Genomic DNA, 13,268 nt, shown 5'->3' on the forward strand with positions numbered 1-13,268 from the left:
TCAGCTCGGGACCACCAGGTGCGCGAACACCGCGCGGTGATCGCTGCCCGGCACGTCCAGCACCGAGTACGCCTGCGCAACCACGCCCGCGCTGGTCAGCACGTGATCGATGGTCACCCGCGGCACCCAGCCGCTGCCCCAGGTCGGGGTGAACCCGCCGCCGGTGACCTCGGCCGCGTCCGAATAGCCGCGCCCGAGCATCGTGCGCAGCGGCGTGTGGTCCAGCGTCCCGTTGAAGTCACCCGCGAGAACCCGGGCCGGGCCGCCCTCCGCGGGCGGTCCGGGCAGCGCGGTGATCTCGCGCAGCCATGATCCGGCGGTGTCCGCGCCCATCGGGTACAGCGGGTGCACCCCGACGAACTCGACGTCCCGCCCGCCGGGCAGGTCGATGCGCGCGGAGGGCTGCGCCAGCGAGGTCGGCGGCACCAGCGACAACTCGCGCATCGGGAAGCGGGAGGCGATCCCGGTCCCGTCCGCGCCGGGACGGGCGTGCACGACGCGGTGCGGCAGCAGCTCGCGCAGGCCCGCGCGGTCCAGCGCGGCGACTGCCTCCGGCGTGACCTCCTGCAGGCTCAGCACGTCGACCCGGCGGCTGCGCACCAACTCGACCACCCGCTCCGGCTGCGCTTGGCCGAAGTACAGGTTGACCGACAGCACCCGCAGCGGCGTGCCCTGCACGGGAGTCGGCGAGTCCGGGATTCCGCGGGGTAGCACCAGCACCGCCAGCAGCACCGTCAGCAGCGCGGCGACCAGCGTGCTGATCCACCGCCGCAACGCCAGCCCGAGCACGACCAGCACCACGCCGACCGGAAGTGCGTACTGCAGGATCGCGACCAGTGCGATCGTGTACCGGTTCTGCGTGTCGAAACCGAGCAGCACCGGCGCCGTCCACGCCAGCAGGCCGAGCACGGCGAGCGCGACCAGCGCGGTCACGGTGCCGCTCTTGCGCTTGCGGGGAGGTGGTTCGATCTCCTGCGGTTCGGCCACGGCCAGATCCATGCACTCCCCCCGACACCCGTTCCCGCACCGGCTGCCAGCGACCTGTGCGCCGACTGTCAGCCGTGCCCCCGATGATGGCGAGGATAGCGAAACGAGGAGGGGGAATGTCCCACGCGATCCAGGCCGAAGGTCTGGTGAAACGGTTCGGCGGCACCACGGCGCTGGACGGAATCGACCTGGCCGCGCCCACCGGCTCGATCCTCGGCGTGCTCGGACCGAACGGCGCGGGCAAGACCACCGCCGTGCGGATCCTGGCCACGCTGCTGCGGCCGGACGCGGGCGAAGCGCGCATCGCAGGGCACGACCTGCGCCGCGAAGCGGTGGCGGTGCGCAGCAAGATCGGGCTCACCGGGCAGTACGCCTCGGTGGACGAGGAACTGACCGGCACCGAGAACCTGGTGCTGATCGGCAGGTTGCTCGAGCTGCCCCGCCGCGAGGCGCGCGCCCGCTCCGCCGAGCTGCTGGAGCGCTTCGGCCTGTCCGACGCGGCGCACCGGTCGCTGAAGACCTACTCCGGCGGGATGCGCAGGCGGCTCGACCTGGCCGCCAGCCTGGTCGGCAGGCCCGAACTGCTCTACCTCGACGAACCCACCACCGGGCTGGACCCGCGCAGCCGCAACCAGGTGTGGGACATGGTCCGCACGCTCACCGAAGAAGGCGTCACCGTGCTGCTGACCACCCAATACCTGGAGGAGGCCGACCACCTCGCGGACCGCATCAGCGTGATCGACCACGGTCGGGTCGTCGCCGAGGGCCGCGCCGACGAGCTCAAGCGCCGCACCGGCAGCCAGACCCTGCTGGTGCGGCCGAGCGATCCCGCCGACGCCGCCGAGGTGCGGCGGATCGTCGCCGAACTCACCGCGGCCCAGCCCGCGACCGCCGACGAAGGCGCCTTGATCACCGCGCCGGTGGACGATCCCGTGCTGCTGTCCGCCCTGGTGCGCAGGCTCGACGACGCCGGGATCACCGCCGACGAGCTGGCGTTGCGGCTGCCCAGCCTGGACGAGGTTTTCCTGGCGCTGACCGGCAAACCGGCCGAGGAACCCGGCAGCGCCGAGACCGGACAGGAGGACGTGGCATGACCACCACCGTCGAACGTTCCGCCGACACCGCGGCGCAGCCGGTGGCGCACGGTCGCATCGGTCCGCTGCGGGCGGCCCGGCACGGCCTGGTGCTGGCCGGACGCAGCGTCCTGAAGATCCGCAAGACTCCGGCGGCGCTGCTGGACGTGACCTTGCAGCCGGTCCTGTTCCTGGTCATGTTCGTCTACCTGCTCGGCGGCGCGATCGCCGCGGACACCGGCGCGTACCTGCAGATCACGCTGCCCGGCGTGATGGCGATGAACATGGTCTTCGGCAGCCTCGGCACCGGCATGCAGCTCAACACCGACATCAACAAGGGCGTGTTCGACCGGTTCCGCAGCCTGCCGATCGCCCGCTCGGCGCCGCTGGTCGGAGCCGTGCTCGGCGACATCGTCCGCTACATGGTGTCGCTGGCGGTGCTGCTGGTGGTGGCGACGCTGATGGGCTTCCGCATCCAGACCGGGCCGGTGCAGCTGGCGGCCGCGATCGTGGTGGTGCTGGCGTTCGCGCTGGCGATGTGCTGGATCACGGTGTTCATCGGGATGCTGGTGCGCAGCGAGCAGGCGGTGCCCGGGGTGGCGATGTCGGTCATGTTCCCGCTGACCATGGGCAGCAACGTGTTCGCGCCGACCGACACGATGCCCGGGTGGCTGCAGGCGTGGGTGAAGGTCAACCCGGTCACGCAGCTCGCGGACACCGCGCGCGGGCTGATGATCGGCGGGCCGGTGGCCGGTCCGCTGACCGCGACGGTGATCTGGATGGCGGTGATCGTGGCGGTGTTCTTCCCGCTCGCGATGTGGGCGTACAGCAGGCGGGTGTGAGCGGGTTGCGCCGGAGCACGCCGCCGGGTCGGGTCGGCACCGGATCGAGCCGTTCAGACCGGTGCCGCTCAGATCGGCGTCGATCGGGCCGGTGCCGATCAGGCCGGTGCGGATCAGGCCAGGTCCGATCAGAACAGGGCCGATCAGAACAGGGCTGACCAGGCCGGGTCAGGCCAGCGTCGCGCGCAGCTCGTCGAAAGCCTCTTCGCGGCTGAGCGCGGCGCCGGCGTCGAACGCCTTGCGCCGGGTCTCCGGGTCCGGGTGCGCGGCGAGCTCCGCGAGCACGCCGCGCACGTCCGGATCGCCCTCGTCCGGCACGCCGCGCAGCCGCACCGCCAGCCCGAGCATCCGCTCGGCACCCAGCGGATCACCGATGCGCAGCCGCCAGCGCGCCGCGATCTCGGCGATCGCGGCCACCGCGGGCATCTCCCGCACGCCCATGCCGCTGTCCAGCGCCAAGACCAGCCGTTCCCGCGCCGCCTCGTGCTCGTTCTCGTCGAGCAGCACCGGTGCGGCGGCCATTGCCGTCACCACCTGCGCGGGACCGGTGCGCGACATGTCCGAAGCCGCTTCTTCCGCCTCGGCCAGGTGCCGGTGCGCCTGCGCCCCCTGCTTTCCGTCGGCCGAGTGCAGGCGGAACGGCCCCAGCATCGCCACGCGCACCCTTCCAGCTTCGCAGCGGGCTTGAGCCGGGTGCGCGGGATTTTTCAGCGCCCTGTGGATTGATCACGTAGTTGTCCACAAGAGGGGTCCACAGGAAGGCTTGTTATCCACAGCTCTGTGGATCAATGCGCCGAGTCGGGCGCGATTAGGATCACACGGCGAAGCGCCCGAGCGCGCTGGAATCATGGAATAACGGACATTCGCCCCTACCCGGTCGATCTCCGGATGATCCGCGGACCTGGCCGCGCCCGCCCCCACGGGACGCCGCGACCGGGCGAAGCCGCACCGACCAGCACAGCCCCTCTGCTGCCGACGCCACCGGAGTTCCCGATGCACTCGACCGCACTGGCCGCCGCGCCCGCCGAGCCGACCGGGTTCACCGCCTGGGTCATCGGCGTGATGGAAACTCTCGGCGGCCCCGGCGCCGGCCTGATCATCGCGATCGAGAACCTGTTCCCGCCGATCCCCAGCGAACTCATCCTGCCGCTGGCCGGGTTCACCGCCAGCCAGGGCAACATGAACATCTTCGCGGCGGTGCTGTGGACGACGGCCGGATCGCTGCTCGGCGCGCTCGCGCTGTACTGGCTCGGCCACGCGCTCGGCAGGGAGCGGATGCACCGGATCGCGGCGAAGATGCCGCTGGTCAAGCTCTCCGACGTGGACCGCACCGAGGCGTGGTTCGGCAAGCACGGCGTGAAGGCGGTGTTCTTCGGCCGGATGATCCCGCTGTTCCGCAGCTTCATCTCGCTGCCCGCAGGGGTGGAGAAGATGCCGCTGCCCACGTTCGTGCTGTTCACCAGCCTCGGCAGCCTGATCTGGAACACCGTGTTCGTGGTGGCGGGCTACCTGCTCGGGCAGAACTGGTACCTCGTCGAGCAGTACGCGGGCATCCTCTCCAAGGTCGTCCTGGCCGTGGTCGCACTGGCCATCGCCTACTTCGTGATCTCCCGCGTCCGGCAAACCCGCCGCGAGCGCGACGAGGCGGACGATGCGGATGCCCCCACCGACCAGTTCCCCCGCGTCACCCACCCCGAAAGCCCCACCGAACGCCTCCCCCGCATCCGCTGACGCCCCGTTTTCCCGGAGTGAACGACCTGTTCGCCCCATCCAGCAGGGCCAGCGGTCCGTTCGCTCCCCGTCGGTGGTCGAAAACCGCGAACGCGAAGCGGACCCCGCACCGCGGAAGATGCGAGGGCCGGAATCTCAGTAGAACCGGGGTCGGTGCTGCTCAGTGCTGTGCCCGCCCCGCCACCTCGCCGAGGGAACGCGCCCACGAAGCGTGCTCCACACGCACCTGGCCGCCCGCAGGGTCCTTCGAGTCGCGCACCGACACACCGCGCTCGGTTAACCGCACCTCGACACAAGCGTCGCTGTTCGCCGCGCTCCGACTGCTCTTGAACCAGCCGGTGTCGTGGTTGATCATTGCACGCCCGCCACCCGCCGGGCCGCGGGTCAGGGTCGGTCGTCCGCAATCTCACCCAGGAACCGGCGCCAAGCCGCATGGCTCACACCCAGATGCCCACCCGCAGGCTCCTTCGAATCCCGCACGAACACACCGCGGTGGGTCAACCTGACCTCAACGCACATGTTGCTGGTTCCGGAGCTCCGGGTGCTCTTTAACCAGCCCGTGTCGTAACCCATCACTGCACGCCCCTCAACTTCGCGGATAGGAGCTCGCCCGACGCCTCGGGAGACGACGCCAGTTCACGAAGTCGTTCCATCGCCCGGAACATCGGCGTCGTGTCCTGCTCATGATCGTAGTAGGTGGCGGGCGCGTGACTACCTTTGAAAGCGATTCTCGGCGCCGACGCACCGAAGTCCAGGGTGATCAGCCCTTCACCCAGCACCGGATTGTCCGGAACACTACGCGGGATGATCTGGACCGTGACGTCGTCACGATCAGCGAGCCGTAGCAAGTGCTCAAGTTGGCCGCCCAGCACGGACGGGCTGCCGACGACCTGGTCAAGCGCCGTTTCGGTCAGCACCAACGTGATGTCCTTCGGCTCCGACGCCTCCAGCACACGGCGCTGCTGCTCGAGCCGGAAGTCCAACCTCCGCCGGATCTCCTCTTCCGAGGAGGGCCACCAGACTCCGTCGCACGCAGCGAACACCGCTCGCGCGTATTCAGCGGATTGCGCGAGGCCGGGCACGATTCCGGTGTCGTAGAAACCGATCGCCGTGGCATCGGCCTGCAGGTCGGCGAGCCGCTCGAACGAGCGCTGGCACAACTGGTCAACGCGGCGCGCCGGACCGTCGACGACGCCCGTAGCTGAACGAGCAACACAGCCGCGGAGTGACCGCACGGCACCCTCAACGGCGAAGCACGGAGCGAACGCGAAGCGGCCCCCGCACCCAGAGAAGGGTGCGGGGGCCGCGTTCGTCAGCGGAGCTCGTCAGGTCACTCCGACTCGCGGTTCTCGCCGGACTCCTCCGACGAGCCCGACGGGCCGGTCGAGGAGGCCAGGTCCACCGGCGGGGAGTCCGGGACCAGGCCCGGCTTCGTCTCGCCGCGGAAGGTGAACTGCGCCTGGTCGTCGGAGCCTTCGCCGTCCCAGCCCTCGACGTCCACGATCACGATCTGCCCGGCCTCGACCTCGCCGAACAGGATCTTCTCGGACAGCCGGTCCTCCACCTCGCGCTGGATCGTGCGGCGCAGCGGCCGCGCACCCAACACCGGGTCGAACCCGCGCTTGGCCAGCAGCTTCTTCGCGGTCGAGGTCAGCTCCAAGGACATGTCCTTGCCCTTGAGCGCCTTCTCCACCCGGCCGGTGAGCAGGTCCACCATCTGCACGATCTCGTTCTCGGTCAGCTGGTGGAACACGATCACGTCGTCGATGCGGTTCAGGAACTCCGGCCGGAAGTGCTTCTTCATCTCCTCGTTGACCTTGGACTTCATCCGCTCGTAGTTGGACTCCGCCGAGTTCCCCGCGGAGAAGCCCAGGCCCACGGCCTTGGAGATGTCGCCCGTGCCCAAGTTCGAGGTGAAGATCAGCACGGTGTTCTTGAAGTCCACCGTGCGGCCCTGACCGTCGGTCAGGCGGCCGTCCTCCAACACCTGCAGCAGCGTGTTGTAGATCTCCTGGTGCGCCTTCTCGATCTCGTCGAACAGCACCACCGAGAACGGCTTGCGCCGCACCTTCTCGGTCAGCTGCCCGCCTTCCTCGTAACCGACGTAGCCCGGAGGGGCGCCGAACAGCCGGGAGGCCGTGTAGCGGTCGTGGAACTCGCCCATGTCGATCTGCACGAGCGCGTCGTCGTCGCCGAACAGGAACTCCGCCAGCGCCTTGGACAGCTCGGTCTTACCCACACCGGACGGGCCGGCGAAGATGAACGAACCGGACGGGCGCTTGGGGTCCTTCAGCCCGGCACGAGTGCGGCGGATCGCCTGCGACACGGCCTTGACCGCGTCCTCCTGGCCGATGATCCGCTTGTGCAGCTCGTCCTCCATGCGGAGCAGCCGCGTGGTCTCCTCCTCGGTGAGCTTGAACACCGGGATGCCGGTCCAGTTCGCCAGCACCTCGGCGATCTGCTCGTCGTCGACCTCCGCGACGACGTCCAGGTCACCGGCCTTCCACTGCTTCTCCCGCTCCTCCTTCTGGCCGAGGAGCTGCTTCTCCTCGTCCCGCAGGCGGGCGGCCCGCTCGAAGTCCTGCGCGTCGATCGCGGACTCCTTGTCGCGGCGCACGTCGGCGATCTTCTCGTCGAACTCGCGCAGGTCCGGCGGCGCGGTCATGCGCCGGATGCGCATCCGGGCGCCCGCCTCGTCGATCAGGTCGATCGCCTTGTCCGGCAGGTAGCGGTCGTTGATGTAGCGGTCCGCCAGGCTGGCCGCCGAGGCCAGCGCGCCGTCGGTGATGGACACCCGGTGGTGCGCCTCGTAGCGGTCGCGGAGGCCCTTGAGGATCTCCACGGTGTGCTCCAGCGAGGGCTCGCCCACCTGGATCGGCTGGAAGCGGCGCTCCAGCGCCGGGTCCTTCTCGACGTACTTGCGGTACTCCTCGAGCGTGGTGGCGCCGATCGTCTGCAGCTCGCCGCGGGCCAGCATCGGCTTGAGGATGCTCGCGGCGTCTATGGCGCCTTCTGCCGCTCCGGCGCCGACGAGGGTGTGGATCTCGTCGATGAACAGGATGATGTCGCCGCGGGTCTTGATCTCCTTGAGCACCTTCTTCAGGCGCTCCTCGAAGTCACCGCGGTAGCGGGAGCCGGCGACCAGCGAACCCAGGTCGAGGGTGTAGAGCTGCTTCTCCTTGAGCGTCTCGGGCACCTCGCCCTTGACGACCTTCTGCGCCAGGCCCTCGACGACGGCGGTCTTGCCGACACCGGCCTCGCCGATCATCACCGGGTTGTTCTTGGTGCGGCGCGAGAGCACCTGCATGATGCGCTCGATCTCCTTGTCCCGGCCGATCACCGGGTCGAGCTTCGACTCGCGCGCGCTCTGCGTGAGGTTGCGGCCGAACTGGTCGAGCACCAGCGACGAGGACGGCGTGCCCTCCCCGCGGCCACCGGCCTCGGCCGGTTCCTTGCCCTGGTAGCCGGACAGCAGCTGCAGCACCTGCTGGCGCACCCGGTTCAGGTCCGCGCCAAGCTTGACCAGCACCTGCGCGGCGACGCCCTCGCCTTCGCGGATCAGCCCGAGCAGGATGTGCTCGGTGCCGATGTAGTTGTGGCCGAGCTGCAGCGCCTCGCGCAGCGACAGCTCCAGCACCTTCTTCGCCCGTGGGGTGAACGGGATGTGACCGCTCGGGGCCTGCTGGCCCTGGCCGATGATCTCCTCGACCTGCTGGCGCACGCCTTCCAGGGCGATGCCCAGCGACTCCAGCGCCTTGGCGGCGACACCCTCACCCTCGTGGATCAAGCCCAGGAGAATGTGCTCGGTGCCGATGTAGTTGTGGTTGAGCATCCGGGCCTCTTCTTGGGCCAGGACGACCACCCGCCTCGCGCGGTCGGTGAACCTCTCGAACATTCGCACTCCCTGACTGCTGCGCCGGCGGTGTTGTACCGGGACACGGCTCCTGCCTCGCCGATGCCCACGATGGGTTCAGCACGCTGGGGTCCACTGTAGTAGCCCCACCCCGCCACGGTCCGCGCCCGCTGGCAGCCCGCTGTTCACTTTCGTCCTCTACCGTGCGGTTCAACGAGCCGCTGTGCTGCGACATTCCGCCGGGGCAGGGCAATGGGGGCGGTGTCCGCTCACCGCGAACACGGCCGCTTTCCGCAGGTCGATTGCACTCGTTCGGGTGTCACCGACCGGTCTCGTTCGGCACGCTGGGCGTTTGCCGGCCGCCTACGGGCACCACCATCGGAGTACCCGCGACCGGGTCCGGAATCACCTTGGCGTTCAACCCGAAGACATCCGCCAGCAATTCCTCGGTGAGCACCTCGCCCGGCGCCCCCTCGGCCACGATCGCCCCGTCGCGCATCGCGACCAGCCGGTCCGCGTAGCGGGCGGCCAGGTTCAGGTCGTGCAGCACCATGACCACGGTCCGCCCGCTGTCGTCGTGCAGCCTGCCGATCAGGTCCAGCACCTCCACCTGATGCGAGAGGTCCAGGTACGTCGTGGGCTCGTCGAGCAGCAGCAGATCGGTGCCCTGCGCCAGCGCCATGGACAGCCAGGCGCGCTGCCGCTGGCCGCCGGAGAGCTCGTCGACCGCGCGCTCCGCCAGGTCGCCGATGCCGGTCAACGCCAGCGACTCGGCCACCGCCCGCTCGTCGTCCGAGGACCACTGCCGGTACCAGGACTGGTGCGGGTGCCTGCCGCGCGCGACCAGATCGGCCACCGTCAGCCCCTCCGGCGCCTGCGGCGACTGCGGCAGCAGGCCGAGCACGCGGGCGACCTCCTTGGTCGGCATCTTGTGGATCTGCTTGCCGTCCAGCAGCACCTGCCCGCTCTTCGGCGGCAGCAGCCGCGCCAGCGCGCGCAGCAGGGTCGACTTGCCGCAGCCGTTCGGCCCGATCACGGCCGAGATCGTGCCGTCCGGCACGTCGATGTCGAGGCCGTCCACGACGACCCGTTCGCCGTAGGCCAGCCGCAGCCCGCGGCCGCGCAACCGCTGGTCGGCTGCGGAGCCGGTGAGCGGCTGGGTGGGTGTGGACACGGGTGAGGTCATGCGTGGTCCTCCCGGTACCGACGGACGAGCAGGTAGATCAGGTATGGGGCGCCCAGGATCGCGGTCACGATGCCGACCGGGAGTTCCATGGCGCCGAAGGCGGTCCGGGACAGCAGGTCGGCCACGACCACCAGCACCGCGCCGAACACCAGCGATGCGACCAGGGGTGGTCGTGCCGCCCGCGCCATCCGCATCGCGATCTGCGGCGCTGCGAGCGCCACGAACTGCACCGGTCCCGCGGCTGCGGTCGCGACCGAGGCCAGCACGACCGAAGCCAGCAGCAGCGCGCCCCGCGCCAGGTCGGTCCGCACGCCCAGCCCGCGGACGGTGTCGTCGTCGAACTGCAACGCCCCGAGCACGTGCGCGCCGAGCAGCGCCAGCGGCAGCAGCACCGCCAGCGCGATCGCCGTCGGCACCACGTGCTCCCAGCCGCGCGCGTTGAGGCTGCCGGTCAGCCACACCATCGCGCGCCCCGCGTCGTTGACGTCGCCGACGGTCAGCAGCCAGTACGTGGCGTTCCCGGCCAGCGCGGAGACGCCCACGCCGACCAGCACGATCCGGTAGGAGTCGACGCCCTGGCGATAGGCCAGCAGGTAGATCGCCAGCCCGGCGAGCAGTCCGCCGATCAGCGCGACCACCGGCAGGCCGATCGCCGAAGCCGCGCCGAGCCCGCTGCCGAGCACGATCATCGTGGTCGCCGCCAGCCCCGCGCCCGAGGTGATGCCCAGCATGTCCGGACTGGCCAGCGGGTTGCGCGCGACCGCCTGGGTGATCGCACCCGCCAGCCCGAGCGCTGCGCCGACCAGCAGGCCGGTCAGCGCCCGCGGCATCCGCAGCGTGAACACGATGAGCTGATCCGCGCGGTCACCGCCGCCGAACAACGTCGCCAGCACCTGACCCGGGCTGATCGGGTACGTCCCGATGGCGACGTCGAGCACCAGCCCGGCGAGCAGCACCACGAGCCCGCCGAACAGCACCAGCAGCGGCCGGGCGCGCAGCACTCCGGACAGCGGACCGACCCGCACCGGCGAGCGGCCGGGTACCCGCTTGGGGCTCTCGAGTAGCTGAGTCACAGCCGCACCAGCCTCCTGCGCCGCACCAGCGCGATGAAGAACGGGGCGCCGACCATCGCGAGCATCACTCCGACCTGCACCTCGGCGGGCCGCGCGACCAGCCGGCCCACCACGTCCGCGAGCAGCACCAGGGAAGCGCCCAGCAACGCGGAGAACGGCAGCAGCCAGCGGTGATCGGAACCGGTGAAGAACCGCGCGATGTGCGGCACGACGAGCCCGACGAAGCTGATCGGCCCGCACACCGCCGCCGCACCGCCGACCAGCACTGCGATCGCGAGCAGCCCGAGCCGGCGGGTCCACTCGACGCGGTGGCCCAGCCCGCGGGCCACGTCGTCGCCCAGCGACAGCGCGTTGAGCCCGGAAGCGTTCGCCAACGCCAGCACCATCCCGGCCACCAGGAACGGCGCCACCTGCCAGAGCACGCCGGGGTCGGTGATCGCGATCGAGCCGACCTTCCAGAACCGGTAGGTGTCCAGGCTCTCCTGATCGGTCAGCACCAGCGCCGAGGTCAACGCCTGCAGCAGCGCGCTGATCGCCATGCCCGCCAGCGCGAGCGTCACGGGTGTCGACCCGCCGCGGCCCATCGAGCCGATGGCGAACACGGCGATCGCACCGAGCAGCGCGCCGACGAACGCGAACCAGATGTAGCCGTAGAGGCTGCTGATGCCGAACGAGTACACCGCGAGCACCACCGCGAGCGCGGCGCCCTGGGTGATGCCGAGGATGCCTGGGTCGGCGATCGGATTGCGGGTGTGGCCCTGCATCAACGCGCCGGCCAGGCCGAGCGCGGCACCGGCCAGCACGCCGACCAGCGTCCGGGGCAGCCGGAGCTGCTGCACGATCAGATCGTTCTCCGCGCCCGCGGGCGCGATCAGCGCCTGCCACACGTCGCCGAGCGGGATGGACTTCGCCCCGGCCGCGACGCTGAGCAGGCAGCTCACCACGAGCACGCCGAGCAGCACCGCCAACCCGAGCAGCCGCCTCCTGCGCCGGGAACCGAGCCGCGCGGCCGCGGGTGCGGACCCCGGCTCGGCGGAGCCGCCTGCCGAGTTGTCCGGGCCGTCGGGTGGGCCGTCGGCGGTGCCCGCGGCGGTCGCGCCGCTCCCGCTTGGTCTCAAAGCGTCCACTCCCAGCTCGTCCGGCTCGTTCCGGCACCCAAGTTAGGTTAGGCCGTCCTAAGACTAGCCGACCGGTCCGGCGAAGCCGACCGTTTTCCTTCGAGCCGGATCATCCGGACACGTCACACCGGGCGCTGGTCCCGGCACCGACCGTGCCACTCGGCGGGGAGCGGGCGCGGTTTCCGCGCGCCGCGCGGTGCGCTGTTTTTCCACTCAGCACGCACGGTGCCGTTTCATGCGCCGCGCGCGACGCCGTTCGGCGAACCGCGCGCACTGCGCTCGCTGCCGCATATCGGTTTGCTCTGTCCGGCAGAACGAGGCGCGACCGCTGCGGCAATCTTGCGGCGAACAGCTCAGCGCGGTGCAAAAAATCCGCCGCCCGCGAGCCGGAACGCAGCGCGTGAACATCCGAACCGCTCGTTTCGCGACCCGCGGGCGACCCGCGGGCGGACGCGGAAAGAAACCGGCGAGTTCGGATGCGAAACGACCACCGACGCCGCGGCGACGCGCGGTGAGAAGTTGCGAGCCGAGAACATTCGGCGCACGCCCGCATCGGCAGGCACCAAACGAGCGGCGGAACGCCGAACATCCGGATAGCCGAACAGCACTCGGCACCGCACACCCGAACACCGAAAGTGACAATCCGATCAACGGCCGATGCCTGCGCGGCGCCCGCGGATTCGACACCGACCGGCAATCCCGCGGTGCTCGCGCGAACCGGCCGAGCACTCCCGGTCACTTCTCGATCCCGCGCGCCCGCGAAACAACGCGCCGGAGTCGTGATCGGTATCCGCCCGATCCGCGAACAACCGGCGCACAACGATCAGGGGGCGCCGGGATCACCCGGCGCCCCCTGATCGCGACTGCTTCAGTTCGCCTTGTGGTATTGGTCGACGATGTCGGCGGGGATGCGGCCCCGGTCCGAGACCTTCAGGCCGCGCTTGCGCGCCCATTCCCGAATCGCCTGGTTCTGCTCCCGGTCCGCGCTGGTGGAACCGCTCGAGGAGCGCCCGCTCGAGGACGGCCGCGGGCCGGGCTTCTTGCGCCCACCGGCCCGCCGGGCGCTGGAGACGTAGCCGGACAGCGCGTCGCGCAACTCGCTCGCATTGTCGTTGGAAAGGTCGATCTGGTACGAGACGCCGTCCAGCGCGAACTCGACTGTTTCATCGGCCTGTCCGCCGTCCAGATCGTCGACAAGCGTGACCGTGACCTTCTGCGCCATGGTGGCAATCCTCCCCGGAGTTTGTGCGATAAACCTGATGACGACACCTGGCGCCGTGACCTGGACAGGCGGCCCGGACTCCGCACCGGGACTCTCCCACCGAGCCGCTGGCTGGGCGCTATTGCCGAACTGCTCCACCCGACCTTCCCGTTCCGGCGCACTCGGGGTGCGCCGACCGGGCCA

At 70.3% G+C, this 13,268-nt stretch carries 13 protein-coding genes; 3 read left to right on the top strand and 10 right to left on the bottom strand.

The window, feature by feature from the left end; translation table 11 throughout:
* Positions 1 to 999, bottom strand: a complete 999-nt coding sequence (locus V1457_RS05905) for an endonuclease/exonuclease/phosphatase family protein (protein ID WP_200068291.1) — start codon at positions 997 to 999, stop codon at positions 1 to 3.
* A 104-nt stretch (positions 1,000 to 1,103) separates the two neighbouring features.
* Between V1457_RS05905 and V1457_RS05910 the strand changes: the two genes are divergently transcribed.
* Complete coding sequence (locus V1457_RS05910) at positions 1,104 to 2,081, top strand: ATP-binding cassette domain-containing protein (protein WP_338601178.1); 978 nt, start codon at positions 1,104 to 1,106, stop codon at positions 2,079 to 2,081.
* The gene (locus tag V1457_RS05915) at positions 2,078 to 2,902 is read left to right on the top strand and encodes an ABC transporter permease (RefSeq protein ID WP_338601181.1); all 825 of its coding nucleotides are present in this window, start codon (positions 2,078 to 2,080) and stop codon (positions 2,900 to 2,902) included. The genes V1457_RS05910 and V1457_RS05915 overlap by 4 nt, the downstream gene beginning before the upstream one ends.
* A gap of 168 nt (positions 2,903 to 3,070) precedes the next feature.
* On the opposite strand, the gene V1457_RS05920 is transcribed toward V1457_RS05915, so the two are convergent.
* On the bottom strand, positions 3,071 to 3,565 hold the full coding sequence (locus tag V1457_RS05920) for a hypothetical protein (protein WP_338601184.1): 495 nt from the start codon (positions 3,563 to 3,565) through the stop codon (positions 3,071 to 3,073).
* Between the two features lie 330 nt (positions 3,566 to 3,895).
* On the opposite strand from V1457_RS05920, the gene V1457_RS05925 reads away from it, so the two are divergent.
* A complete protein-coding gene (locus V1457_RS05925) occupies positions 3,896 to 4,633 on the top strand; it encodes a DedA family protein (protein ID WP_200068287.1) in 738 nt (245 codons plus the stop codon).
* A gap of 160 nt (positions 4,634 to 4,793) precedes the next feature.
* Here the strand turns inward: V1457_RS05925 and V1457_RS05930 are convergent, their stop codons facing one another.
* The 8 genes from V1457_RS05930 to V1457_RS05965 form a co-directional block, all read right to left on the bottom strand.
* Positions 4,794 to 4,988, bottom strand: a complete 195-nt coding sequence (locus tag V1457_RS05930) for a DUF397 domain-containing protein (protein ID WP_338601188.1) — start codon at positions 4,986 to 4,988, stop codon at positions 4,794 to 4,796.
* Positions 4,989 to 5,017: 29 nt separating this feature from the next.
* Positions 5,018 to 5,206, bottom strand: coding sequence for a DUF397 domain-containing protein (locus V1457_RS05935; protein WP_338604837.1), 189 nt, complete (start codon positions 5,204 to 5,206; stop codon positions 5,018 to 5,020).
* Positions 5,206 to 5,868, bottom strand: coding sequence for a DUF5753 domain-containing protein (locus tag V1457_RS05940; protein WP_338601191.1), 663 nt, complete (start codon positions 5,866 to 5,868; stop codon positions 5,206 to 5,208). The genes V1457_RS05935 and V1457_RS05940 overlap by 1 nt, the downstream gene beginning before the upstream one ends.
* A 95-nt stretch (positions 5,869 to 5,963) precedes the next feature.
* On the bottom strand, positions 5,964 to 8,528 hold the full coding sequence (locus V1457_RS05945) for an ATP-dependent Clp protease ATP-binding subunit (RefSeq protein WP_200068286.1): 2,565 nt from the start codon (positions 8,526 to 8,528) through the stop codon (positions 5,964 to 5,966).
* Between the two features lie 277 nt (positions 8,529 to 8,805).
* Entirely contained in the window at positions 8,806 to 9,672 is an 867-nt protein-coding gene (locus tag V1457_RS05950) for an ABC transporter ATP-binding protein (protein ID WP_200068285.1), read from the bottom strand.
* On the bottom strand, positions 9,669 to 10,745 hold the full coding sequence (locus V1457_RS05955; protein ID WP_200068284.1) for an iron chelate uptake ABC transporter family permease subunit: 1,077 nt from the start codon (positions 10,743 to 10,745) through the stop codon (positions 9,669 to 9,671). The genes V1457_RS05950 and V1457_RS05955 overlap by 4 nt, the downstream gene beginning before the upstream one ends.
* Complete coding sequence (locus V1457_RS05960; protein ID WP_338604840.1) at positions 10,742 to 11,722, bottom strand: iron ABC transporter permease; 981 nt, start codon at positions 11,720 to 11,722, stop codon at positions 10,742 to 10,744. Before V1457_RS05960 ends, V1457_RS05955 begins: the two co-directional genes overlap by 4 nt.
* 1,009 nt (positions 11,723 to 12,731) lie before the next feature.
* Complete coding sequence (locus tag V1457_RS05965) at positions 12,732 to 13,085, bottom strand: Lsr2 family protein (RefSeq protein WP_200068690.1); 354 nt, start codon at positions 13,083 to 13,085, stop codon at positions 12,732 to 12,734.
* Positions 13,086 to 13,268 lie beyond the last annotated feature (183 nt).

This window comes from Saccharopolyspora sp. SCSIO 74807, assembly GCF_037023755.1.
Classification (GTDB): Bacteria; Actinomycetota; Actinomycetes; order Mycobacteriales; family Pseudonocardiaceae; genus Saccharopolyspora_C; species Saccharopolyspora_C galaxeae.